Source organism: Aeoliella mucimassa (assembly GCF_007748035.1).
In the GTDB taxonomy this organism is placed as follows: domain Bacteria; phylum Planctomycetota; class Planctomycetia; order Pirellulales; family Lacipirellulaceae; genus Aeoliella; species Aeoliella mucimassa.
In genome coordinates this window covers 3,256,927-3,280,754 of record NZ_CP036278.1, presented here as the reverse complement: position 1 = coordinate 3,280,754, position 23,828 = coordinate 3,256,927, and the positions used below count along the sequence as shown (strand labels likewise).

The 23,828-nt window shown below is 56.4% G+C and carries 21 protein-coding genes; 14 read left to right on the top strand and 7 right to left on the bottom strand.

Annotation, left to right across the window (positions count from 1 at the left end):
* The first annotated feature begins 90 nt into the window (after window positions 1-90).
* The 12 genes from Pan181_RS13205 (at window position 91) to Pan181_RS13150 (ending at window position 14,068) form a co-directional block, all read left to right on the top strand.
* Window positions 91-1,551: a nicotinate phosphoribosyltransferase gene (locus tag Pan181_RS13205; RefSeq protein ID WP_145247281.1), complete on the top strand. Its 1,461-nt coding sequence runs from the start codon at window positions 91-93 to the stop codon at window positions 1,549-1,551.
* Window positions 1,552-1,672: 121 nt separating this feature from the next.
* The gene (locus tag Pan181_RS13200; RefSeq protein WP_145247280.1) at window positions 1,673-2,362 is read left to right on the top strand and encodes an NUDIX hydrolase; all 690 of its coding nucleotides are present in this window, start codon (window positions 1,673-1,675) and stop codon (window positions 2,360-2,362) included.
* Window positions 2,363-2,441: 79 nt separating this feature from the next.
* Window positions 2,442-3,038 (top strand): bifunctional nicotinamidase/pyrazinamidase, encoded by a 597-nt coding sequence (gene pncA, locus Pan181_RS13195; RefSeq protein WP_145247279.1) that lies wholly within the window; start codon window positions 2,442-2,444, stop codon window positions 3,036-3,038.
* A 12-nt stretch (window positions 3,039-3,050) separates the two neighbouring features.
* The gene (locus tag Pan181_RS13190) at window positions 3,051-3,512 is read left to right on the top strand and encodes an NADAR family protein (RefSeq protein ID WP_145247278.1); all 462 of its coding nucleotides are present in this window, start codon (window positions 3,051-3,053) and stop codon (window positions 3,510-3,512) included.
* Window positions 3,505-4,056, top strand: coding sequence for an RNA 2'-phosphotransferase (locus tag Pan181_RS13185; protein ID WP_145247277.1), 552 nt, complete (start codon window positions 3,505-3,507; stop codon window positions 4,054-4,056). Before Pan181_RS13190 ends, Pan181_RS13185 begins: the two co-directional genes overlap by 8 nt.
* A 272-nt stretch (window positions 4,057-4,328) precedes the next feature.
* Complete coding sequence (locus Pan181_RS13180) at window positions 4,329-5,336, top strand: AAA family ATPase (protein WP_145247276.1); 1,008 nt, start codon at window positions 4,329-4,331, stop codon at window positions 5,334-5,336.
* Between the two features lie 47 nt (window positions 5,337-5,383).
* On the top strand, window positions 5,384-6,244 hold the full coding sequence (locus Pan181_RS13175) for a DUF58 domain-containing protein (protein WP_145247275.1): 861 nt from the start codon (window positions 5,384-5,386) through the stop codon (window positions 6,242-6,244).
* Complete coding sequence (locus tag Pan181_RS13170) at window positions 6,241-7,092, top strand: hypothetical protein (RefSeq protein WP_145247274.1); 852 nt, start codon at window positions 6,241-6,243, stop codon at window positions 7,090-7,092. The genes Pan181_RS13175 and Pan181_RS13170 overlap by 4 nt, the downstream gene beginning before the upstream one ends.
* A complete protein-coding gene (locus Pan181_RS13165; protein ID WP_145247273.1) occupies window positions 7,089-8,009 on the top strand; it encodes a vWA domain-containing protein in 921 nt (306 codons plus the stop codon). The genes Pan181_RS13170 and Pan181_RS13165 overlap by 4 nt, the downstream gene beginning before the upstream one ends.
* On the top strand, window positions 8,003-9,076 hold the full coding sequence (locus Pan181_RS13160) for a VWA domain-containing protein (RefSeq protein ID WP_145247272.1): 1,074 nt from the start codon (window positions 8,003-8,005) through the stop codon (window positions 9,074-9,076). The genes Pan181_RS13165 and Pan181_RS13160 overlap by 7 nt, the downstream gene beginning before the upstream one ends.
* A gap of 9 nt (window positions 9,077-9,085) precedes the next feature.
* A complete protein-coding gene (locus Pan181_RS13155) occupies window positions 9,086-9,811 on the top strand; it encodes a hypothetical protein (protein WP_145247271.1) in 726 nt (241 codons plus the stop codon).
* A 102-nt stretch (window positions 9,812-9,913) separates the two neighbouring features.
* Window positions 9,914-14,068: a hypothetical protein gene (locus Pan181_RS13150; protein WP_145247270.1), complete on the top strand. Its 4,155-nt coding sequence runs from the start codon at window positions 9,914-9,916 to the stop codon at window positions 14,066-14,068.
* 24 nt (window positions 14,069-14,092) lie between these two features.
* On the opposite strand, the gene Pan181_RS26120 is transcribed toward Pan181_RS13150, so the two are convergent.
* Window positions 14,093-14,614 (bottom strand): winged helix-turn-helix transcriptional regulator, encoded by a 522-nt coding sequence (locus Pan181_RS26120; protein WP_197529233.1) that lies wholly within the window; start codon window positions 14,612-14,614, stop codon window positions 14,093-14,095.
* A 764-nt stretch (window positions 14,615-15,378) separates the two neighbouring features.
* Here Pan181_RS26120 and Pan181_RS13140 point away from each other — a divergent pair.
* On the top strand, window positions 15,379-16,134 hold the full coding sequence (locus tag Pan181_RS13140; RefSeq protein ID WP_145247268.1) for a methyltransferase domain-containing protein: 756 nt from the start codon (window positions 15,379-15,381) through the stop codon (window positions 16,132-16,134).
* A gap of 9 nt (window positions 16,135-16,143) precedes the next feature.
* On the opposite strand, the gene Pan181_RS13135 is transcribed toward Pan181_RS13140, so the two are convergent.
* Genes Pan181_RS13135 through Pan181_RS13115 form a run of 5 tightly spaced genes read right to left on the bottom strand, consistent with a single transcriptional unit; the run spans window position 16,144 to window position 22,488 of the window.
* Window positions 16,144-16,821 carry an MIP/aquaporin family protein gene (locus Pan181_RS13135; protein WP_145247267.1) on the bottom strand — a complete coding sequence of 226 codons (678 nt, stop codon included), beginning with the start codon at window positions 16,819-16,821 and terminating at the stop codon, window positions 16,144-16,146.
* A 36-nt stretch (window positions 16,822-16,857) separates the two neighbouring features.
* Window positions 16,858-18,018, bottom strand: coding sequence for a cysteine desulfurase family protein (locus Pan181_RS13130; protein WP_145247266.1), 1,161 nt, complete (start codon window positions 18,016-18,018; stop codon window positions 16,858-16,860).
* Window positions 18,015-19,907 (bottom strand): prenyltransferase/squalene oxidase repeat-containing protein, encoded by a 1,893-nt coding sequence (locus Pan181_RS13125; protein ID WP_145247265.1) that lies wholly within the window; start codon window positions 19,905-19,907, stop codon window positions 18,015-18,017. The genes Pan181_RS13130 and Pan181_RS13125 overlap by 4 nt, the downstream gene beginning before the upstream one ends.
* Window positions 19,908-19,928: 21 nt before the next feature.
* On the bottom strand, window positions 19,929-20,804 hold the full coding sequence (locus tag Pan181_RS13120) for a prenyltransferase/squalene oxidase repeat-containing protein (protein WP_145247264.1): 876 nt from the start codon (window positions 20,802-20,804) through the stop codon (window positions 19,929-19,931).
* On the bottom strand, window positions 20,746-22,488 hold the full coding sequence (locus tag Pan181_RS13115) for a polyprenyl synthetase family protein (protein WP_145247263.1): 1,743 nt from the start codon (window positions 22,486-22,488) through the stop codon (window positions 20,746-20,748). The genes Pan181_RS13120 and Pan181_RS13115 overlap by 59 nt, the downstream gene beginning before the upstream one ends.
* Between Pan181_RS13115 and Pan181_RS26790 the strand changes: the two genes are divergently transcribed.
* Window positions 22,487-22,612: a hypothetical protein gene (locus tag Pan181_RS26790; RefSeq protein WP_261342253.1), complete on the top strand. Its 126-nt coding sequence runs from the start codon at window positions 22,487-22,489 to the stop codon at window positions 22,610-22,612. The two genes, Pan181_RS13115 and Pan181_RS26790, sit on opposite strands and share 2 nt — an antisense overlap.
* Here Pan181_RS26790 and Pan181_RS13110 read toward each other — a convergent pair.
* On the bottom strand, window positions 22,603-23,793 hold the full coding sequence (locus tag Pan181_RS13110) for a radical SAM protein (RefSeq protein WP_145247262.1): 1,191 nt from the start codon (window positions 23,791-23,793) through the stop codon (window positions 22,603-22,605). The two genes, Pan181_RS26790 and Pan181_RS13110, sit on opposite strands and share 10 nt — an antisense overlap.
* Window positions 23,794-23,828 lie beyond the last annotated feature (35 nt).

Sequence of the window (23,828 nt, the reverse complement as noted above, 5' to 3'; positions counted from 1 at the left end):
TACCGAGCTGGTTCTGCGAAAGAGTTGGCCGCTGGGACTTGCGGCGTCCGATGATGGTGTAATAATGACACTAACTAGCGAGGCCCAACGATGACGACTCCTACCGGATTAGCGCTGCTTACTGATCTTTACCAGCTCACCATGGCGTTCGGCTATTGGAAGCTGCAGCGAAGCGAGCAGCACGCGGTGTTCCATCTCTTTTTCCGCAAACCTCCGTTCGCCGGTGGGTACGCCATCGCGGCCGGACTGGCGCCGGCCATCGACTTCCTGCAGTCGTTTCGATTCGAGTCGTCCGACATCGACTACCTGGCGACGCTCACCGGTAACGACGATCGTCCGTTGTTCGATGCCGGCTTTCTGGAGTACCTGGCCGAATTGCGTTTAACGTGCGATGTGGATGCCATGCCCGAAGGCACTTTGGCTTTCGCCCAAGAGCCGCTGGTGCGGGTTCGCGGGCCGATTCTCCAATGTCAGCTTTTGGAAACCGCGCTGCTGAACATCATCAATTTCCAAACGCTCATCGCGACCAAAGCGTCGCGCATCAGCGGAGTCACGGCCGGCGAGCCAGTGCTCGAGTTCGGTTTGCGACGAGCCCAGGGAGTCGATGGCGGATTGGCAGCCAGTCGGGCGGCTTATCTCGGCGGTTGTGCGGCTACTTCCAACGTGCTGGCTGGCAAGCAGTTCGGCATCCCCGTCAAAGGTACCCACGCCCACAGTTGGGTGATGTCGTTCGACGACGAACTCGAATCGTTCGCCGGCTACGCCGAAGCGATGCCGAACAACTGCGTGTTCCTGGTCGATACTTACGACACGCTCGATGGAGTGCGGCACGCGGTCGAAATCGGCAAACGGCTTCGCGAGCGTGGGCACGAGATGGTGGGCATTCGGCTCGATTCTGGCGACCTGGCCTACTTGAGCATCGAAGCCCGTAAGATGCTCGACGCAGGGGGCTTTCCCCAGGCGACGATCGTCGCCTCGAACGATTTGGACGAGCACATCATCGAAAGCCTGAAAGGGCAGGGGGCCAAGATTGCCGTGTGGGGAGTCGGCACAAAGCTCGCAACTGCCTACGACCAACCCGCCCTCGGGGGAGTCTACAAGCTCGGAGCCATGCAGCAGCCCGATGGTAGCTGGCAACCAAAGCTGAAACTATCGGAACAAACCGCCAAGACCACGATTCCAGGCGTGTTGCAGGTCCGGCGGTTCGAGCAGCAAGGCACCTTGGTCGGCGACATGATTTACGACGAAACTTCCGGCATCGACTCCCGCGAGAGCATTGTCGACGTCAAGGATGCAAACCGTCGCAAACACTTTCCTCCTGAGGCTACTAGCACCGATTTGCTGGTGCCAGTGCTGCGGGGAGGAGACCTGGTTTCCCGTCCCGAGTCGATTCACGAGAGCCGATCGCGGGCGACCACCGAGCTCGCGCGGCTGCACCCAAGCGTCCGCCGGCTGATGAATCCGCACGAGTACCCAGTGGGACTCGAAATCGGGCTGCACGAATTGCGCGAGCAAATGATTCGCGACCGCCGCTGGGGTTCAGCGAGCTAGTCCCCGTTCTTGCCTTGAAGGGTTCCATCAACAGAAAGCGTTGCAAAAACAGTGAACATCGAATTGACTTCGTGTGTTAACAACACTATGGTGGTGTACATCATACACCAAGGAGCATAGCATGGCTTACACCTATGAGTTCGCCCGCGCGGCGTTGACGGTCGACATTGTCGTATTCGGGCTCGACGAGCAGGCGCTGCAGGTGATGCTGATCGAGCGCGATTTGCCGCCGTTCGAGGGAGAGTGGGCGCTGCCGGGGGGATTTGTCCGCGTCGACGAACCACTCGACGAAGCCGCCCGCCGGGAGTTGAGCGAAGAGACTGGTCTCAATCAGATCTATCTCGAGCAACTTTATACGTTTGGTAGCGTCGAGCGCGATCCGCGAGAGCGGGTGGTGACCGTCGCCTACTACGCGTTGGTAAACCTTGAAGGTCATCACGTACAAGCGAGCACCGACGCCCGCAACGCCGCCTGGTTCGACCTGAATGATTTACCCAAGCTGGCGTTCGATCACGAGCAGATACTCGAGACCGCCTACGAACGGCTGCGCGGCAAAGTACGTTACCAACCGATCGGTTTCGAGCTGTTGCCCGAGCGGTTCACGCTACGCCAGTTGCAGCACTTGTACGAGGTGATTCTCGACCGTGAGCTCGATAAACGCAACTTCCGCAAGAAAGTGCTCGCGATGGGCATCTTGAAAGAAACCTCGGAGATCGAAAAAGACGTTGCCCACCGCGCCGCACGGCTCTACCGCTTCGACAAACGGGCCTACGACCGACTTACCAAGAAAGGATTTCACTTCGAGATTTAGTCATGGAGCGTTACTCACAAAAGCATTGATTAACAAGCTTACAGCCGCAAGAAATCCCCGTCTAACAAGCGACAAGCCGATGAAAGCACTATTGCTGATTGACATTCAGAACGATTTTCTACCGGGCGGTGCGCTGCAGGTTCCGGAGGGGGATCGGGTGATCTCGGTCGCGAATCGCCTGATGGACGACTACGACCTGGTGGTCGCGACGCAGGATTGGCATCCGGTCGATCATCAGTCGTTCGCCAGCCAGCATCCAGGCCATAAGGTCGGCGAGGTGATCGTGGTCGATGGACTCGATCAAGTCCTCTGGCCAGACCATTGTGTGCAAGGTACCGCGGGGGCGGAGCTGGCCGGTCAGCTCGATCGCGGGAAGATCGATCACATAGTCACTAAGGGAACCGATCGCACGATCGATAGTTACAGCGGGTTTTTTGATAACGGTCATCGTAAGGCGACTGGGCTGGGCGACTATCTGGCGAAGCATGGCGTAACAGCGGTCGATCTGGTGGGATTGGCCACCGACTATTGTGTGAAGTTCACCGCGCTCGATGCGGTGAAGCTCGGATTGGCGACAAGCGTAATTGCCGAGGGGGTGCGAGGGGTCGAACTACAGCCGGGAGATTGCCAGGCGGCGTTTGCCGAAATGCAATCGGCCGGAGTCGTGATTCAATGAAAGGAGTAACAGGTGGCCATTGAATTTTATTCGAAGCGAACGTTGTACAGTGAGTTGTCGAACTTCTCGAATCATGCATTCGAGATCGATGGCAAACACTACCCGACGGTCGAGCATTATTTCCAGGCGATGAAGTTCCCTGGTCATGAGCAGGCCGAGACCATCCGCACAGCAGACAATCCGATGGTTGCCAAACAGCTTGGGCGTACTCGTAAGGTACCGCTACGGTCGGATTGGGAAGCGGTGAAGCTCGACATCATGCGCGATGCGGTGCGGGCGAAATTCACCACGCATCCCGAATTGCGTGAACTGCTGCTCGGCACCGGCGACGAGACACTCGTCGAAGCCGCTCCCCGCGATTACTTTTGGGGATGCGGTGCGAAAAAGACCGGCCAGAACTGGCTCGGCAAAATATTAATGGAGGTGCGTGACGAATTGCGAAACGCACCAGTAGGAAATGAAAGCGATGAATAAGGAACAATTGAAGAAGATTAGTAAGGGCCTGAGCTACGTGCTCCGGCATCGCCCCGACTCGGTCGGCATCGAACTCGGCGATGGTGGCTGGGTAGAGGTCGACCGATTGTTGGCCGCCTACCAAGAGCATGGCAAAAGACTCACTCGCGAAACGCTGGAAGTGGTCGTTGAGGAGAACGACAAGCAGCGATTTGAGTTTTCGAGCGACGGCCGCCAGATTCGCGCCCGACAGGGACACTCCACCGAGGTCGATCTCGGCTACGAGCCCCAAACCCCGCCGGAGGTGTTGTACCACGGAACCGCGACGCGGAATCTCGAATCGATCCAGGCCGATGGATTGCGAAAAGGTCGTCGACACCATGTGCATCTCTCGACCAACCAAGAGACGATGCTGCAGGTCGGCATGCGTCACGGCAAACCGGTGCTGGTGGCGGTCGACGCCAGGCAAATGGCGGCCGATGGATACCTATTCTATAAGACCGGAAACGAGGTATGGCTCACCGAGCACGTGCCGCCGAAGTACTTGGGGGTGATCGAACCATGATCGTGGGTTGCCCTGGTAAACTAGTGACAAACCATGGATTCGAGGAATTCGAAGGGAATTTGAGTGTATCGAGCAAGTTTGCGGCTGTTGGAATAGCACCGCTTCGCCGTGCGAAATAATTGACATCTGAATTGTTGTGACCCGCACCTGCATCGTCTAGAATCGAACTCGCCTCGGTGAAATGCCGTACAGAACGCCATCGGGGTACCGTAGGGAACATTGCGAACCAGCCAATTTGTTGGCTTGAATAAGAAGTGAGAGAGGCACCCACCATGTCCATCGTAGAGAGTGATCCGCCGACGCAAACGGTTGACGGGACGATTGAGTTCATTGCTCGCGTTCGTGAGCGGGTAGGGCAAGTCGTCGTCGGCCAGGACGTGGTGGTCGAGCGATTGCTCATCGCGTTGTTCACCAGCGGACATATTCTCTTGCAAGGCGTGCCGGGCGTCGCCAAGACGTTGCTCGCATCGACCCTGAGCAAGGCGATTCATCTCGACTTCAGTCGTATTCAGTTTACGATCGACTTGCTCCCTTCCGATATTCTCGGTTCCGAGATTCTCGATCAGCAGTCGGGCAGTTTCCGCACCCACAAAGGTCCGATCTTCACGAACTTGCTGCTGGCCGACGAAATCAATCGGGCAGCTCCCAAGGTGCAGAGCGCCATGCTCGAAGCGATGCAGGAACGCAAGGTAACGATCGGCGATACGGCTTATCCGCTACCGGTGCCGTTTTTGGTGATCGCCACCCAGAATCCGGTCGAACAGTCGGGCACGTTCGAACTGCCCGAAGCCCAGCTCGATCGTTTCATGTTGCTGCATCGACTCGGATATCCGGAGCCAGAGCACGAACGCGAAATCTTGCGACGCAACATGTCGCTCGGTATCCGTCGCGAAGGCAAAGGAGCCGTCGCTCGCAACGAGTTCGACTCGATCAACGACGAGCCTGTCGGCAGCGAAGACATGCTGGTCGAAGCGATGCATTCGGTGCATGAAGTGCACGTGAGCGACACCTTCCTCGAACACGTGATCGAAATCATCGATCGCACCCGCCGGCACCCCGATCTTGAACTCGGCTGCAGCCCTCGTGCTGGTATCGCGATGACCAAAGCCGCCCGCGCTCGGGCGCTGATCCATGGTCGCAACTACGTGACTCCCGAAGACCTCTACGAACTGGCGGAAGACGTCATTCTGCACCGCATCCGCGCCAACTACGAAGCGTTGGCCGAAGGACGCACCACGGCGTCCGCGCTGCAGGAAATCTTGCAAGAAGTCGGTGCGTAATTGGTTGCAGGCGAACTGGCAGATCAGTTCACCGAAAGGATGAATGGTTGGAAGGTACACTTCATAATATTGAACCGCTCGACTCGCGGCAGTTCGTGATCGCTATCAAGCGATTGGCGACCAGCCTGAGCTACGGCAACGATCGCTCACCGTTCCTCGGGTCGGGCCTGGAGTACGTGCAGTCGCGGCCATACCAATTTGGCGACTCGGTCAAAAGTATCGACTGGCGCGTGACTGCCCGGGCGGGGCGGGTGTTCGTTAAAGAATACGAAGCTCCCAAGCGGCTCCCATGTTATCTGCTGATTGATACGTCGGCTTCGATGACGATCAGCAGTCATCACATTAGCAAGTACTGGATGGCCATCCATATTGCCGGAGGAATTGCGTTCGCCTGCCTCGACCGTGCCAGCCCTGTCGGCGTGGTAGCGGTCGGTGAGCGAACGCTGCGGGTGGAGCCGAGCCTGTCGAAAACGCAGATCCTACAATGGTTCCATGAATTGCGAAGCCATCGCTACGACGAATCGACTTCGCTCGGCATGCGAGTCGCCCAGCTCTCGCCTCGACTTTCGAGTACGTCGTTGGTCATTGTGCTGAGCGATCTGCACGACCCGCGGGCGGTGCCAGCGCTCCGGCAACTGGCCGAGCAACACGACGTGGCCGTGATTCAACTGCAGGACCCAGCCGAGTCGGGCGTGCGGCGGGCGGGGTTTGTGCGTGCCGGCGAGGCCGAAACTGGCAAGCAGTTTACCACTCGCTCCGGCAGGAAATGGCTCGAGCACGACGAAACCGCCGAAGCGCTGAAACGCCGCGGAATCGATCATTTGCTACTGCCGACCGACCAGCCGTTTGTCCACAACTTGCGGAACTTTTTTCGCGCTCGCGATCTACTACGAAGGGGAGCGCGTTGATCAAGACTCTATTACCAGCTGTCTGTTTATTCGCCCTGCTGGCGGTTCCCGCAACCAGCGCGGACGTGTCGCCGAGCGATACGCCGGAAGCCACTTCGGTCGGCTTTCCGGTGACGATCGAAGATCTCGTGCTGCCAGGTCCACTGCTGCAAGTCAAACCGCTGGAGACTCGCGACGATCCATTCATCTTGCGATTGGTCCAAAGCCATCCGCATGGCACGTCGCATCGATACACGTTTGAGTACTACGCCCTCGAACCAGGGGAGTACAACCTGGTGGAGTACCTGGAACCGACCGATGGACAACAAGCGGTCGAGTTGCCAGCGACCATGGTAACGGTCACAGCCATCCTGCCGCCGGGGCAGATTGAACCCAACATGCTCGAGTCGGCTCCACTTCCCCGCGTGGGAGGGTACTGGACCTGGGTGCTGCTCGGTTTTCTCGCCTGGCTGGCAATCGGGTACGCGATACTTACGGTCGGCAAGAAGCGATCGGCCGCTTTAGAGGCCTCAAGCGAAGAGCGTCCACGGACTCTCGCAGATCGACTTCGTCCGACGGTCGAAGCCGCTGTGGCTGGTGAGCTGACCCAGGCGGAGCTAGCGGAACTCGAACGGGTGCTGTTTGCCTTCTGGCGAAAGCGACTCGGCCTCGATCATATTCCGGCCGCCGAAGCTCGGCGAAAGGTGCTTGAGCATCCCGAAGGGGGCCAGCTGCTTCGTCAGCTCGAAGCCTGGCTGCACCGCCCGGACGACGATATGCCGGTCGACATCCCCGAGCTTCTCGCACCCTACCGCAACCTGCCGAGTGAGTCGTTGACCACCGAGGCGAAGGAGGCGGTCGAGGTATGAGCTTCCGCCTGTTCTGGCCAATTATTGTGCTGCTGATGTTGGTGCCAATCGCCATTTTGCTATGGCAATGGCGTCGCCGTCGGCCGGGGGTGGTGATGCCCTACGATCATGGCCAGACGGGTAGCGGGCCCTGGCTGCGAACGCTGCTCAACTCGGTTGCATCGCTGCCGGCACTGCTGCTGGCGGTGGTCGTGCTGATTCTGGCAGGGCCGACTCGGCTGACCGAGCCAGAGGTTCATCGCAAATTGACCAACATCGAGTTCTGCGTCGACGTCTCGGGCAGCATGATGGCCACGTTTGGCGAAGGCAATCGGTACGACGCTTCGATGCAAGCGATCGACGATTTTCTCGTCGCCCGCGAGGGTGATGCCTTCGGGCTTACGTTCTTCGGCAACGAGGTGATGCACTGGGTACCAATCACCACCGACTCGTCGGCGATTCGCTACGCCCCGCCGTTCATGCGACCTGAAGTCGCGCCGCCGATGTTTGGCGGTACCGAAATCGGCAAAGCACTGCTCGCCTGCCAGCGGCGTTTGATCGAAACCGACAATGGCGATCGCATGATTCTATTGGTGTCCGACGGCAACAGTTTCGATCTACTCAATGGCAGCGATATGGAAATTGCCAACCAGCTCAAAGAGAACAACATCGTGCTGTACGCGATTCATATTGCCGAGTCGGAGATCCCCGATCCCATCATCAACATCACCTCGTACACCGGCGGCGAAGCATTCTCTGCCGGCGATGTCGAAGGGCTGAACTCGGTGTTCACGCGCATCGACGATATGGAACAGGCCGAAATGGAACGCACTGCCGCCGACGCGGTGGACTACTATCGACCTTACGCTTTGACCGGCCTGAGCATCATTGGCTTGGGACTCGTTTGTTCATTGGGATTACGTTATACGCCATGGTAGCCGTACTTGCCGCATTCATAGCCTTGGCCATCACGCTGCTGGCCGAAGCGTTGCACTGGCGACGTATGCATCGCATTGCGCACCTGGCGTTCGGTCCCGAAGCCCGCCCGCGAATGTGGGTCCGTGTCGCCCCGTTTGTGTTGGCCGCCGCCGTGGCCGCCTGTGTGTGGGGGCTGACGACATTGCTGCTGATTGAACCAAAGGTGCACACCAGCACGAAGATTGCCGAGAGTGAACTCAAACATCTGGTGCTGGTGCTCGACGTGTCGCCGAGCATGCGGCTGGTCGATGCGGGCCCAGAAGGCGATATTAGCCGCCAACAGCAAGTGCATCGCTTGATGAACTCGTTTTTCGAGCGGGTGCAGCTGCCGAACTATCGAACCTCGGTGGTCGCGGTCTACAACGGAGCCAAGCCGGTGGTGATCGATACCAAAGATCGGCAGGTGGTCGATAACATCCTGGACGACTTGCCGTTGCATCTGGCTTTTAACATTGGCAAAACCGACCTGTTTGCCGGCCTCGGCGAGGCAGCCGATATTGTCGCCGATTTCCCGCCGCGTTCCACCACGCTATTGCTGTTGAGCGATGGCGACACGGTGCCAGCCACCGGCATGCCCGAAATGCCGAAGTCGGTCGAGCACGTCGTGGTGGTTGGTGTGGGAGATCCAGTCGCGGGCAAATTCATCGACGGCCGGCAAAGTCGACAAGACGCCTCGACGTTACGGCAAATTGCCGTGCGGTTGGGGGGCGTTTACCACGATGGCAATCAAAAACACCTTAGCACGTCGCTTATTCGCTCGATTGCCGCTACCGATGCCGTGAGCACGCTCGAAAAACTGACCCTTCGCGAGTTTGCCCTGATTGCCTCAGCTACCGGTGCGGTAGCGATTAGTGTGATTCCGCTGCTGCTGCATTACTTTGGATCAGGCTGGCAACCAGGCGTTCGCTACTCCAATACCGTTTCCAGGGAAAGAAAACGGGTAACGTCTCAGAAGTTTAATCGACACGCGCCTAAGGCTGCCTTACAATCGAAGGCCAGCCCATCGGTTACCTCTGCCCCCTCATAGGAGATTGTTATGCGCCTCGCATTACTACTAGCATGGATCGCCGTGCCAGTCGGCTTCGCCTTCTACCATTTTGGCCCCGGCCAAGATGCGGTTCAAAACGAGCTGGCTGGTCTCGAACTGCGTAAAGCATCGCTCGACTCGAGCAACGAGCGCTGGGCGGCCGTCGATGCGTCGTGCAGCGCTGCCCTAGAGACGCTGGAAACCGACCTGCCCGAGGTCGAGCAGCGTATTCGGCTGGAACGCGCTAAGGCACGCATGCTGTCGCAGCAATTGCCCGCTGCCTACGACGATTTGACCTCTTTGCTCGACGAGTTGGAGAAGAGCGAAAGCGCGGATGCCAAGATTCTTACCGAAACGCGGGCGGCAATGGCTTCGGCCGAATACTATTTGACCTGGCTCATGCGACTAGAGGGGGAACCCCGTGAGCATTGGGAACTCGAGATCGAGTCGGCGCGTCAAACCTATCGCTTGCTGGCTGAAGAAGCGAAGGAATCCGGCGACGAGAAAGCGGCCGAACAGTACACCGAAGACCTCGAAGCCAGTATTCGCCTCGCCCGCATGGATTTGACGGAATTAGAAGCCCTCGACCTGCCAGGGCAGTGCAAGAGCTGCAGCAGCGGTCAATGCAATTGTAAATGCAAGAAACCTGGCAAGAAGCCGAGCAATGGCAAGAAGAAATCGAAGGACGCTCGTGGGGCCAGTTCCGGTCCTCCCGCGGACGGTAGTGGATCGTAGTCGTATTGAAACAAGACTTTTCCAGCTCATGCGGCCGCTTGTTTTGCTTGGCCGCGTGAGCTGGTTGTATGTAAGCTCGCGTTGCTGAAGAGAACCTCTGTCATGAAGAATACCCTCGCTAGTACGTTTGCAGCCCTGTTATTGGGTTTCCTTGCCACTGCATCGCAGCCTGCGTGGGCACAAGCCATTCCGGCTCCGACGTCCGGCGCCGTCCGAGTGATCCAACGGTCGCAAAACGGTCTATCGTTCGAAGTGGTTGAAATGTTCGGGGAGGGAGACGATGAAGTTGAGTTTGTCGACGACATTGAAGGCGAAGCCGTCGAAACCGGCGAGGAGGGAGACAGCGAAGCACAGCAGGAAAAGCAGGAGCGTCTGCAAAAGATCCAGCAGCTTCGGTTCGACCGCCGACCCTCTACGATTTTGGCCACTTGGAAGGCTTTTGAGCTGAAGCAAATCAAAGACGCGGAGAAAGAAGCCGCCGACAAGAAAAAGGCTGAGGAAGCAGCGACCGCGGAAGGCAATGCTGAGGAAGGTGCGGCAGAGGATAGTACCCCTAAGGAGGGTTCATCCGAAGAAGAAACGTCCCCTGAAACGGAGGCGACGGAGACCGACCAAACGACTGCGGAATCAGACAGTGTAGAGAACGAAACGACCGAATCACCGGCATCCGAAACTGAAGATACAGCAGAGCAGGCGTCAGCGGAATCTTCCGAAGAGGAGTCGGCCGTTGCACCCCCAGAAGGGAACGCGGAAGAGGCCAATAGCGAGTCAGCAGGCGAAACCAGCGAAGAATCCGAAAGCGAGGAGGAGCCAAGCGAGCCTGAGGGGCCAAGTTTTGCCGAGCAACTCAAGCAGTTGCAGCAGGATGTGACTCTCGGTCGGTGGGATTCGGTCAAGGCGTTTCTCGAAACGCTTGAGGAAGACGAAGCAAAGGCGGTTTATGAAAAAATCGTCAAGTCGCTCGCAACCACTCCCTCACAACCTCCTGTCGACGCTTCACCAGAAGTTCGTGAGCAGTTGCAGCAACTGTTTCAAATGCAGAACCAGCGAGGGGCTCAACCAGAAACCAATGTGATCTCGCTCGACGATTACATGGCGATCGTCAAGCTAGCTCCCGCTGAGTTGGATGAAACCCAAGTGAGAATGCTCGCGGGGCTCGTTCGCGTTTATCTCGCCAGCGGATATCAACTGGACGAGTTGCTCCACGCATTCCAACAAGAACTCTCCCAAGACGAGGAGACGCGGGCGTTCGATGCCACGCAAGTGGTCGATTTACTGATGCAGTCAGGCCACACGCTCAAAGCCGATGCATTTCTACCGAAGCTCGAAGAGGCCATTGAAAATCAGCAGTTCAAGTCGCTGATTCAATTGTCTCGTTATTTCTATGCGTTGTATCGTAAAGATCACCGCGTGGAAGATCTCGAAAAGGCGTGGAAATCGGTGCAAGAGATTCTTGCCGCTGAAGAGGTAGAGGAAACCGAGCAGCAACTAGCGTTGACCCAAGCGGTCGATTTAGCCCCCCAAGTTCGCGAGAATCTCGGACAAGAGTGGCTGGCCGATGCGTTTCGCGAGGCCAGCTATCGCGGCGTCGAAATCCTCTCGACTATCGGCAACCAATCGGCTCGCGCATTGCAGGCGAACATTCACGATCCGGGAAAACGATTGCAATTGATGAAGCTGCAGTCGACCGCCGTGGAAGCGCTGGTGGAAACCTCGCCGGAGACCGCCGAATTATGGAAAGACAAACTGAGCGTTCTTGCGAGTGTCTGGTTACGTGAAGCGGAAGTGTCGTATCAATTTGACACTTCCGACTCTCGACGCCCCGCACTGCAACGCGATATGTATGGCAACATTTTCTACTACGACACGATGCAGGTGTCGCGTTCACGCAATAGCAACGACCCCGAAGCGATCGCCGTGGATGAAATACTTAAGATTCAGCCCAGCAATACCTGGCTCAAGTACGTAGACGAAGGACTTCGTCCCAAGATCGATAAGCAAGTGGCCCAATTGCTGCTCAAGGTGAATGAAGAGGACGAAGCATTCCCCTACATCGAACGGCTCGCACAAACACACCCTGAAGTGGCAGACAGCCTGGTGAGCGATTTCTTGCGAATCTGGACTGATAATCACGATCCGAATGTCGATCGCAACCGCACAAATAGCTATGTCTACATGTATGGCTTCGAGCAACGTGCCGAGAGCATTCCGCTTACGCGTTCGAAGCAGGAACGTAATCTTAAAGAGCTGGCGGAGTTGGTGGAGCGACTCAATGCTTTGCCATTGGACAACGTGGACGAAAGCTTGCTGGCAAAGGCCTTTACCACCTGCCATAGTTCTGCAGAGGTTTACAAGCTCGAAGCCATCGCGAAGGTGTTTGGTCCGATCGATAACCTGAAGCCCGAGACCCTCGCCGCGCTCGCGGAACAAATGCGAACCAACCTCGTCGGCATGTGGCGCGTTCCCGCGGTACAGAAGGATGCCAAGACGAATCGAAAGCAGCGGGATATCGCACTAGAAGTTCAGCGCGGCTACGAGGTCGCCCTCGCGGTCGTGCAGGGGGGACTGGCCAAGCATCCTGATGATTGGTCGTTAGTATTGGCCCAGGCTTCGCTAAGGCACGACGCGAATGACTTTCGTCGCGAGATTGCTCCTGACTCGCAGTTTGTCGATCGCTTGGAGAATGCCTTCGACGATTTTCAGCTTGCAGCCGATCTTTACTCGAAGACCGTCGGCGATATTCGTGAGGATCAGGAAACCACTCAGCCATTCGAAATCTGGTACTACGCTAGTCTCGGTGCCTGCGATCCGGGACGCTTAAGCCAGGACAAGCCGAAAGACCCCAGCCAGCTTCCTTTGATTCGTCAGGCGATTCTCTCACTTCCAGGTGATGCCGCCGACCGTCACATGGCAAAGTTTGCCAACTCGTTGTTCACTCGCATGAGCAGCATCAAACCGGCCCTTAAGTATCGCTATCTTGAGAGCGGACTGACAATCGTCGGCGATCATGAGCGTGCGGAAGAAGCCCAGAAAATCTTCGACTATTACGCAGATCTGGTGACGGAGATCAAGCTCGAAACCAAAATCGATGGCAGCGATACCATTGGTAAAGACAAGCCGTTTGGGGTGTTCGTGAATCTGGTGCACACCCGCGAAATCGAGCGCGAGTCGGGCGGTTTCTCTCGTTACTTGCAGAATCAGAACAATGGCTCCCGTTACTACTACAACTACGGCCGCCCTCTGGAGAATTACCGCGACAAGTTTGAAGAGCAAGTCGTTTCTGCGGTGGGTGATAGCTTTGAAGTGTTGTCGGTCACCTTCCAGAGCGAGGACGTGAATTCGCGCTCGCTGCCGGAGTACGGCTGGCGATACACTCCGTATGCCTACGTATTGCTGAAGGCGAAAGCTCCTGAAGTCGACAAGATTCCCTCGTTCCAGGTCGATCTCGACTTCTTGGATACCTCGGGATACGCGGTGATTCCGATTTCGTCCCCGCCGCTGCCAGTGGATGCAGCGACCGCCCCGAAGGATCCCCGCCCAGCAGATCAGATTCGCATAACCCAGACCCTGGATGAACGTCAGGCAAAGGATGGGCTGTTGGTTCTGGAAGTGAAAGCCGTGGCTCAAGGTCTGGTTCCAGATCTCGATGAGCTGCTGTCAATCGAACCAGAGGGTTTTGAAGTCACCGAAGTGAAGGACGAGGGATTATCAATCTCGCAGTTTGATCCCGATAGTCCTAGCAACGTGATCCTTTCGGAACGTTCGTGGTTGGTTAACATGGAAACGAAAGAGGACCTGCCAACTCCGCCGACCTCGTTTGAATTCGCTGAGCCGAAGTTGGAAGTCACCGAAGCGATTTACCAACGATACGACGACGCTGATCTGCTGGCGGTCGATTCAGTGATTGAGTTGGAGTCGCAGTACGCGTCGACCGCAAGCACTCCCTGGTGGTGGTACGCGGGGCCGATCGTAGTGATCCTCGGGGTGATTGCATTGATCGTCGCATTCTCGTCGCGTCAGCCGATTGAAGTGACTCAGAATGAGTTTGCGATGCCTGAACGGATTACTCCCTTTTCGGTCATCGGATTGCTCGATCGCATAGAGTCACGCAACGGAATTGATGCAAAGCAGTTGCAAGAACTGCGTCAGTCGCGTCAAGGAATCGAACAATACTACTTCGAAGAAGAAGCCGGCGAGAAGCCCGACTTGGTGGGTATTGCGAGAACCTGGTCGCAGCAAGCTCGGCCGCGCGGCTAGTGTTGCTACTTCTGAAGCAGAGCACTATGCCTGCAAGACGTAGCCGACACCGCGAATGGTCTTGATCATTCCGCCAGCCGGGCCGAGACGCTTTCGCAAGTTCGACATGTGCGACTTGATCGTCTGGTCCGTAGGATTCCCTCCACCAAACTGCGAAATAAAGTGACGCAGCTCGTCGTGCAGAAACACCCGCCCAGGGCGACGAGCTAACCGCGAAAGTAAGTGAAACTGAAGTTTTGTGAGTAGTACATCCCCATGGTCAGCAACCGTGACTCGGAAGGTTATCGCATTGATCGTCAGAGGGCCGACAACTAATGGAGTGTCAGAGTCGACTGTGCGGTCATCCGGCGCCAAATGATAACCTCGCACAGCAACATGCAGCCGAGCGAGCAACACCCGTTCGTCGGAAAAATGAGGCCCCGAGATGTAATCGCTCGCTCCGTTAGTCAAGCAGTCGACTACCTGGTCGGCCTTAAACCGATCTTGCAAGACAATCACCGAGGAGGTGATCGGCAGCCGTCCCCACTCTTTGATTTGTCGACACATCGAAACCGCGTCGATATCTCGAACCTCACAGAGGAGAACAAGTTTGTAATCGTTCGTGTCTCGAAGGCAGCGTAAAGCTTCTCGACCAGAGGGAGCGAAATCAACGTCGTAACCAGCCTGTGTGACAATCCGTTCCATCTGCAGTCGACGATTTTCGTTGCCTGCAACCAATAGCACTAGCGGCCCTTGCTCCCCAGCACGGCTGCCGTTGGGAGAAGCTTGTTGAATTGGGACGTTGGTACTTACCGGAGTATTGGAGTAGGGCTCACCTGCGCGATCGGTCGAGGGCCGATCAGCGGTGAAACCAGCTTCCAGTTTTCCAGTTGGGTTTTGCACCGAAGTCGTACTCCTATACCGCCTGGCAGATCGAATTAGCTTGTTCCTATCGAAGAAAACGAGTCAGCTTCACTATTATGGCGTATTTAGGGGATTGTGGAAGTCACAAAGGAAGGAGCTCAATGGTTTGAATTGGAGAAAAGTGAAACGAGGTTCAGCCATTCAGCGGCTTCCCATAAATGAATGTGAACCAAAAAGGGAGAAAGTTAGGTAAGTAGTTGCCTTAATCGAGGACTGCGGATGTCTGCAGTAGGTGTTTCTGTCTCCTGGAAAGTGATCCTTATAGCGACTGATTGGGCCTGAGTTCACGGTATGGAAGAAAGACGGTTGCGGCGATACGCCAGGTCGCTACCATCAAGTGCTGTATTAACGCCCGACTCACAAGAGTCGGTACCGCATCTGGATTTACCATCGTTGGGTTGCGTGTTATGTCTTCGGTTAGCAAGTCTGTTAAATCCTATGATTCAAGCGATCCCGCATACTACGATGCCTTTCGTGTTTTCCTTGAACACACGAACCAGAAGCAGAATGCGATGCAATGGCTTGAGCAGGCTGTTTCAAAACTATCTCAGCGACGCGTACTAATCGACGCCGGAGCGGGCAATGGTACGCTGACTCAGTGGTTGCTCGAGTCGTTCGATTCTGGCATCGGTATTGAGCCCAACGAGTCGTTGTTCAACGAGTTAGCCCCTCTTTGCGGGCGGTCGCATCAAGTGACCATCATGGATTCGGAACCGGAAGCAATTGGCGATCTTGTTCTCTGTTCGCATGTGTTCTACTACATTCCGAAATCGGAGTGGTCCAGCAACTTGCAGCGTTTGTTAAGTTGGCTCGACGACGAAGGCGTGCTGGTATTGGCGTTACAGAATCCAAGAACCGATTGTATGCAGATGGTACAACACTTTCTTGGAGATTCGTTTGACATCAGTCAGCTGGTACCGATGCTGAACGATATGGAGGGAGGGCCCTACCGCGCCGAACTAGAACGCGTGCAAGCAACCATCCATGCGAATGACCTGGAGACAGCCTGCCAGATTGCGGAGTTTGTGCTGAATGTGTTGCCTGTTCCCGAGGGACTTCCGTGGGGCGATTTAGAAAAGTATGTCGAGGAGCGATTTGCTGACCTAGATGGAGGCTACTCATTTTCTTGCCACCAAGACTTCTTGAAGATCCAACGTCAGTAGACGGCGTTATCAGTTATGCGTGATCTTGTACGTGAAAACGGCCAGCGCGGCACCGATCGTGGGGCCAATTAGATAGATCCAGAGCATCTGCAAGTTCCCTGAAGCAAGTGCGGGGCCTAGCGATCGAGCGGGATTCATCGACGCTCCGCAGATCGGCCCTCCCATCATGGCGAGTAAACCTACGGTTGCACCAATGGCCAAGCCTGCAACGAGTCCTTCCTCCTTGGCCCGCGTTGCAACAGATAGAATGACGTACATCAAAAACCAGGTGAGAATGATTTCGAGCAAGAAAGATTGTTGAGCCGAATATCGCGGGAGCGTCTCGCCCAGCGAAGTGGCTTGCGTAAAGAGTAGTTTCAACGCAGATCCGGCGACGATCGCCCCTAAGCATTGGGCAACGATGTAGGGGAGGACGTCGCGTGAAGCAAAACGGCCAGAAATCCAAAACCCCAAGGTGACCGCTGGATTGATATGAGCGCCCGACTGCTCTCCTATTGCCGAGATGATTGCGAAAACCACCAAACCAAACACGATAGCGATACCAACGTGCGTGATGGCCCCACCGGTCGCGCTATCCACTGCGGCCGCTCCCGCTCCCAAGAACACGAGGGCGAAGGTACCAATCGCTTCGGCGAAGTAACGCTGAAATGAAGTGGAAACCCGCGGGGCATTATCCGATGTGTTCATGGAATGGATCGAATCCGTGACAGGCAAGCCGTCGCTCTAGGATGACGTTGAATCGTTGTTTTGCAAGTCACCAAGTATACCAATGGCATGCGGTAGAGTGTCGCGTAATTCCGCTAAGTTTGTCTGATAGCTCCAAGAGAGTCTAATAGCACAATCCGCCAGGGAGTCGGGGACTCCCATCGCACGCAAAACGTGACTCGCAGTGGCGCAGACCGAGGTGCAAGCCGATCCGTCGGACAAGGCCAGGCAGTCATCGAGCACCTCAATCGCTTGATCAGAGCTAATGCCATGGATGGAGATATTCATGGTGTTCGGAAGCTGGTCTTTAGAGCTGCCATGGCAAGTAACGGAAAGCGAGTTTAGCGATTCGAACAACAAGGCTCTTACCTGCTGGCAGTGAGCTTTGCGTGCGTCGGCTTCCGCGGCTGCTAGTTCGGCGGCCAGTCCAAACCCTGCGATTAACGCAGTTGGCAAGGTGCCGGGGCGAATGCCGAGTTCCTGGCCACCGCCGAACATTAAGGGCTGTAGTGGGGGCAACTCGTTCTTGTGGCGTCGCGCGATCAGGGCACCAACGCCCTGAGGGCCGTGAATCTTATGCCCACTGATGCTGATTAGATCGATTCCAGCGTGGGTGAGTGGATCGAGGTCTTTACCAAATCCTTGGGCTGCATCGACATGGAACCACACGTCGCGAGACACTATGGCCTCGGCGAAGGCAGCTATTGGTTGGCGGACTCCGGTCTCGTTGTTCACCTGCATGACACTCAGCAGCAACGTATCGTCGCGGATGGAATCGACGATCGACTCTGCCGAAACAACGCCTTGGGAATCGCAAGGAACCAGAGTGATATCGAAACCACGTGTTCGCAGTTGCTCCAGTGGTTCCAGCACTGCCTTGTGTTCGATTTGTGTGCTAACGATATGACGCTTGCCGGTTCGTAAGCCATGCTCTGCAAGTCCGAGGAGTGCCAGATTGTTACTCTCTGTCGCTCCGCTAGTAAAGATTACCTCGTGGCGACGTGCGGCTACTAAGTTCGCGATTTGGTCGCGAGCCGTATGGATCAGCTGCTTGGCCTGCGAGCCGAATATGTGCGAACTACCAGCATTGCCATATTGGTTTCGCATGACATCGACCATTAAGTCAATGACACGTGGGTCGACTCGCGTGGATGCATTGTCGTCGAGATACAGTGTCATGACGTCGGCTCCATGACAGTTGCTGGAGTCTCAGCTGACAAGTAGGCATGCGTTCCCCCCAGTGCGGCGACCGTGTAGATCATGGGATATAGCCGCTCATGGTACCAGAGTTTGGCAAAGTAGAATCCTACTGGAGTCGCAGGGAAGTTGGTCCCTTGGTTGGTATGCTCGATGAGCCATTTGGCCCCACAGCGAATCACCTGTTCGATGTTGGGAATGGCTTGAATCATGGCGACCGCGGTCAGTGCTTCCAAAGCGTAAGCGGTTTCCTCAATCGACGAAGGAACAGCCTCCACTCCTCCCCAGCCCCCGTCTGCATTCTGGGCGGTTAGCAACCAATCTGTTCCACGCTTCATGCATGATGACTGCTGTTGCAATCTAGTGCCCTGCTTTTCGAGCTCCGCCAGAGCAAGCACCACGCGAGAAGTACCGTACGTGAGATTGGTTTCATCTTCGTTTACAGCGAGCTGATTGCCGAACCAGAGTGGGGGCCAGGCACCATCGGCGCGCTGTCGAGCAACCAGAAACGACATAGCCTGTGTTAGGGCCTTGTCGACTTTTGGTTGCATTGATTTCGGCAGCTCAGAACGCCAGGTATTCCAGGCTCGCATTCCATGGGCAGTGATATCGCAGCTGCTGCGATCAAAAGGCAGTGTTCCCCAGCCGCGACAGAAGGTGGGGATTCCCCCATCGGAGTTTTGTAGGTCGAGCAACCATTGCACGCCTGCTTGTACGACAGCGTCGAGCGTTGAGTCGCTAGCCTTCAGGTTCTTCAGCGCAAGTAGCGCGCCAGGGGTGTCGTCAGCATCGGGCACGCCGCCTGGCAGATCGGTCCACGCCCAACCACCTGGGGCAGCGTAGGTGTAGGGGTGGCGTTCGCTATACTGCTGGTCGAGTAGCCAGTCAGTAAGGTGTGATGAGGAGTTGTCGCTGAGCACCTTGGCGTCATCCGAATCATTCACTAATGCATTGACCGAAAGCGTGCTTACCCAGGTGGCCAGGTTCGTATCGATGGGCCAACTGCCATCTTCTCGGAAGGAGCGGAGGAGAAAGCCTGCACCTTGAGCGACTACTGGTGAGGAGTATTCGTCGGAGTTGAGCAGTCCGAGAAGTACAAAACTGGTGAGCGGAGTCGCTTCCAGAAACCCACCGCCCGGCGGTTGGATGCTTTCAAGCACCTTTAGTGCTCGACGACGCACTACATTGCGAACGCAGCGAGTCAGAGGGTTGCGGGTGGGGCTCTGGTGATGATGAACTAGTCCGATGGCGATCAATGCGGGCAGGGCGTAGCTGACGACTGGCAATCGCAGAGCGGCGAACCACTCGCGTGGGAAAGCCGAGAGCTCAAAGGGCAACGATGGGATTCGCCGCCAAGCGCGACGGGCGTCGCCGAGTCGGCCATGTAGCGTCATGGTGGTGAGGATCGGTACCGAGAAGGTATGATCCTTACCGTATCGTTCTTTTACTGTGCGGACTAGATCGGCGGTTTCGAGACTCCCTGACTTCTCGGTGATGTACCGCTCAGCTGCTTGTACCGTGTCGGAGTACTGCGACTCGACCCCCGCAAACGCACACCAGCACAGTACCGAAGTACTGATGTTGCTCAGGCTATTGGTCGTGTCGCCCCAACCGCCGTCAGTGTTCTGGTAAGTTGCTAACCATTCGCGACCGGCTGAAACCTGCTGGGTTGCGACATCCACATCGCAGGTGGAGTCAGCGTTGGGAGCCTTTAGCAGGCGTGAAAGAGCACACACCGCGGTTGCCGTGGAAAGGGCACTGCTTGCCAGTTCGCCTTCCCAATGTCCCTCACGGTTCCGCTCGTTAAGCAGCGTGTCACGCGCGTTCTTGAGCGTAAGTCGCAGTTGTTCGAGGAACGAGAAATCGATCATTGGGTGCAGCGGGGTGAGGTGTTACAGGCTCAGATGTCCCAAGGCAAGCAACCCATAGTAGGTGTACTCGCAGTCTAAGGTGTCGTCTTCCCAAGTTCCATAGAAACCACCTTGAGCAGTCCACAAAGTGTCGAGGAAGTCTAGGCAGGCGTCCTGCAATGGTTCGATTGGCGACTTCATACCAGCCAAGGCGTGGATCGCGGTTGCGGTGGATAGCAGATCGGGCAGCGGAGCCTCGTCGAGTGCGTAGAATCCACCATCGGGGTGCAGTCGTCTCAGCAGCCAGAGTTCATGCTCCGCGTCGGCGTGCTGTGCGCTCGGTGCCAAGTGGCGAAGCAGTGTTTCCGCGGCAGCGGTGGGAGGAGTGAGCCCCATCGTCAGCCCGTAGCCATTGGAGTAGCCACCATCCTCGGTACGCAAAGCTTGCACGCACTGAACAATACCTGATGGATTGGGGGGCGTTTGGCCAAGGTCTTGGTAGGCCCCCAGAGCAAGAAAGCAACCATAGATGTCGCCATGTTCGGAATCACGATCGATATGGTAACCGCCATCTGGGGTGCGGTAAGCTTCGATTTCGCTCAGCAACTTGCTGGTTAACGTAGGATCGACTTGACCAGGAGCGACCGACGCCCAGCAGCGAGCCAAGCAGGCGGTGTGCACGCAATCGAGTCCCTCGCCGTCAGCGAATGACGAGAGATAATGCCGGACTTTCTCGACGGGAACCTCGCACTGCAAAGCCGCAAGACCTTGCAGGCCAAAGGCGGTGTAGTAGAGGTCGCTCTTGCCGTCGCGGTCGGCGAATCCACCATCGTCGTTCAGTTGGCTCCAATAGAAGTTCTCAACCAGCGGCGTTGCTTCCCCCAGTTGATTGGGGGCTAGTCTCGCTACTTGCAGCATTTCGAGCCTCAAACTCACTGCACCAGTCCTTCACTTCGATGGAGAAAATCTTGCTAACGACGCGCCGCAGCAGCCCTTTTAGGCTGGCGCTCTTCAGGTCCTTCAGGCATTGCACCGCTTCTTCCTTGTACGACTCTTGCAGTACTCGGCAGCGGGTTTCTACTTCGAACTCTTCCATCAATTCCTTGATGGTTGCGATCTCTTCGGGCGTGCACTCTCGCCGCCAGGCTTTTTCGACAAGGGCTCGCTGTTCGGGTTTCGCCTTGGTGCGTTCGTGGAGAATAGCCAAGGGAAGCGAAGGACGCATCGCCAGCAGATCGTTTGGCGAATCGGCGTCGGTCAGGTCTTCGACATCGTCGCGAATCTGATAGGCGATACCGAGGGCTTCGCTATAGCGAGTGATGATTTGCATCTCCTCGCTGGTTGCACCAACAAGCGAAGCTCCCAGTTGCAGGGCAACTTCGAACGCTGGCGACGTTTTCTTGCGGAAAATGTCGAGCACCTGAGTCAGGCTCAAGGGCGAGGGGGCCAGGGTCCAGTTGAGTTCCGCACCTTGGCCGAGACTCAGCGTGCGATGGCCAGAGGCTGCCGCCTGGGTCATGGCCAGACGTGCTTCAGCGGGCGCGTCGCACTCGAGTATCAGTCGATATCCATCACCGAGCAAAAGGTCGCCCAAGTTCAGCGCAACCGGCACGCCATGCTGCTTGTGCAGAGTCGCTTCGCCGTAGCGATAGTCGTCGTTGTCTTCGATGTCGTCGTGGGCCAGCGATGCTTTGTGGAAGCATTCCACGGCGATGGCTGCCTTCTTTACCGAATCGGGGATCTCGACATCGTGATCTTCCTGCGCAGCTTTCCATACACAAGCAGTCAGGAATGGGCGCCAGCGTTTGCCATCCTTCGCCAGCCACTCGCGGGCTTGTACTTCGGTTTCGCTCGCTGCAGGCCCCATGAGATGCTCAAGCATCGCTGAATCGAACCACCCCTTCACTTCTTCACGGAGGCCATCAAGGTTCAAGCGATGCGTGCGATCGTCGCTGGTCAAGTGCAGTACTTCCCACACCCAGTCGAGGTCCACGGTGACATCGACACAGTCGTCTTGCAGCAGGGGAATGGCGATGCCGGGAATTGCGGCCGCTTCCATGTACGGGAACGAACGTTCGAGCACCGACAAGCAGCTAACACCTACGATGGCGTCGATTTTTCCGGTTTCGATAATCGCCATCACCAGGGCCGAACCTTCGGCCACCAACACAGCGTAACCAAGCCGCTCGGCTTCTTCCTGCAGGTCTTGAATCGAACAAAGTCCGCATTGCTTGCAGAGCAGGCCGAACTCGTCGAACGGAGCGGGGCACTGGTCTTCAATTCGCAGACACTTGGGGAGCAGCAGTAGCCGGCGTTCGAACGGGATGGTCGCCAGATGATCGCGCCAGACTTCGCTGTTGAGCAGCACACCGACGTAGTCGGTGTAGATGGTGTCCAAGCCTTCCCGTTCCACAAACTGCTCGGCAATGCCCCGGAGTTCGGTCATACTTAGCGGAGGAACCGCACCGACTTCCTCTACGTAGGCGCGCAGCCGACTACGTATCTGCTCGCGCTCACCGCGAGTTTGCGGGATGTTCTCTTTCGGCTTGCGTTCACGTTGCAGAGGAACCGCACGCGGCAAGCTTATTACGGGTAATTCCATGGTGTACTCCGAGCGATGCACCAAGCATTCATTGTATTTAGACGACGCAGGAACCGGCAATTCGCATTTCTGGTTGTCGATGATTCAAGCGTACGAAATCGTAGGGGGCGAGCGTTACGTGTAGGCTCCAAATCCGAAATACCAGTGCTTTTTCGCAAAGCGATAGAGCCAGTGTTTCTCTGGGATTTGTGTTTCTGGATTGTGTTGACTGCTGCTAGGAGCCAGCTTGTCTAACTCCGCCATGGCCGTTTGGCGCTGCGTGGTATCGCTGGCGGAATGCTCGATGACAATATCTTTCACAAGATCAGGTCGTTCGAGCACCACGCAGCCTCGCGTGGCCTCGGCCGACAACTCGCGAAAGTCCTTCAGGAACTGCGAGTTGGTCATCAGATCGTAGATACTGTCGCTGTCGCGAATGTTCTCCTTGGAGAACTGAATGATCGGGCAAGGTTCGATCGAACCGGAGGGACCAATGTGATGACTCACACCTGTCGACATGGGGCAAAGTGCCTGGCCGCGATCGTCCCAGTAGGGCTCGACGATGCCGATCGGCATCCGAGTCCGCATGTTGACGATAAACCGGCGCAACTCCAGAACTTGTTCAGGCCGCAAGGCGAGATGCGGAGCCGGCTCGGGACCAACCACTCGATACGTGTTAAACCATACGTAGTGCACGCCGAGGTCGATGAGTTGCTTCAGCCATTGCTCGCTAACCAGATCGTAGTTGGTTTGGCAGATACTGCTAGTGACACCAACGATGAGTCGGTGCTTGATGCAGTTCTTCAGACCGGCAACGGTCTTATTGAAAACTTCCTGGCCTCCGCGACGCTCGTCGCTAACGACCTCAGAGCCTTCGATGCTGATCAGCGGGGTTGCGTTGCCAAGCTTGCGCAGCTTTGCCGCGACTTCGTCGGTGATCAATTGGCCGTTGGTGAAGATCTGAAAGTAGCAGTCTGGATGCCTGGCCAGCAGCTCGAGCATCTGTGGATGCATGAACGGCTCGCCGCCGAGCAAGCCAAAGAAGCTATTGCCGTGCTTTTTGGAGTCAGTTACCAGGCGATCGAGTTCCTCAAGGCTCAGCATTTGCCTGGGCGACGATACATCGACCCAGCAACCCTGGCAACGGAGTTGGCAAGAGTTAATGATTGAGATGAAGAGAAAAGGGGGAAAGTGCACTCCCTTTTTCAGCCGCTGTTTGTATTTCTGAACCGATCGCATGCCTTTGTAACCGAAGTTATAAGCGAACTTCCAAAGCAGTCGCTTATCGGTTTCCATCAGCATCCGGGTAGCAAGTCGGGCGAGCATACGTGAAATCGGCGAAGGGCAGGAGCGGGGCGGGG

Coding starts and splice junctions, on each gene's coding strand:
- Pan181_RS13205 (WP_145247281.1), top strand. CDS start 91: ATGACGACTCCTACCGGATTAGCGCTGCTTACTGATCTTTACCAGCTC.
- Pan181_RS13200 (WP_145247280.1), top strand. CDS start 1,673: ATGGCTTACACCTATGAGTTCGCCCGCGCGGCGTTGACGGTCGACATT.
- pncA (WP_145247279.1), top strand. CDS start 2,442: ATGAAAGCACTATTGCTGATTGACATTCAGAACGATTTTCTACCGGGC.
- Pan181_RS13185 (WP_145247277.1), top strand. CDS start 3,505: ATGAATAAGGAACAATTGAAGAAGATTAGTAAGGGCCTGAGCTACGTG.
- Pan181_RS13180 (WP_145247276.1), top strand. CDS start 4,329: ATGTCCATCGTAGAGAGTGATCCGCCGACGCAAACGGTTGACGGGACG.
- Pan181_RS13165 (WP_145247273.1), top strand. CDS start 7,089: ATGAGCTTCCGCCTGTTCTGGCCAATTATTGTGCTGCTGATGTTGGTG.
- Pan181_RS13160 (WP_145247272.1), top strand. CDS start 8,003: ATGGTAGCCGTACTTGCCGCATTCATAGCCTTGGCCATCACGCTGCTG.
- Pan181_RS13155 (WP_145247271.1), top strand. CDS start 9,086: ATGCGCCTCGCATTACTACTAGCATGGATCGCCGTGCCAGTCGGCTTC.
- Pan181_RS13150 (WP_145247270.1), top strand. CDS start 9,914: ATGAAGAATACCCTCGCTAGTACGTTTGCAGCCCTGTTATTGGGTTTC.
- Pan181_RS26120 (WP_197529233.1), bottom strand. CDS start 14,614: ATGTGTCGACAAATCAAAGAGTGGGGACGGCTGCCGATCACCTCCTCG.
- Pan181_RS13140 (WP_145247268.1), top strand. CDS start 15,379: ATGTCTTCGGTTAGCAAGTCTGTTAAATCCTATGATTCAAGCGATCCC.
- Pan181_RS13135 (WP_145247267.1), bottom strand. CDS start 16,821: ATGAACACATCGGATAATGCCCCGCGGGTTTCCACTTCATTTCAGCGT.
- Pan181_RS13130 (WP_145247266.1), bottom strand. CDS start 18,018: ATGACACTGTATCTCGACGACAATGCATCCACGCGAGTCGACCCACGT.
- Pan181_RS13125 (WP_145247265.1), bottom strand. CDS start 19,907: ATGATCGATTTCTCGTTCCTCGAACAACTGCGACTTACGCTCAAGAAC.
- Pan181_RS13120 (WP_145247264.1), bottom strand. CDS start 20,804: ATGCTGCAAGTAGCGAGACTAGCCCCCAATCAACTGGGGGAAGCAACG.
- Pan181_RS26790 (WP_261342253.1), top strand. CDS start 22,487: ATGGTGTACTCCGAGCGATGCACCAAGCATTCATTGTATTTAGACGAC.
- Pan181_RS13115 (WP_145247263.1), bottom strand. CDS start 22,488: ATGGAATTACCCGTAATAAGCTTGCCGCGTGCGGTTCCTCTGCAACGT.
- Pan181_RS13110 (WP_145247262.1), bottom strand. CDS start 23,793: ATGCTCGCCCGACTTGCTACCCGGATGCTGATGGAAACCGATAAGCGA.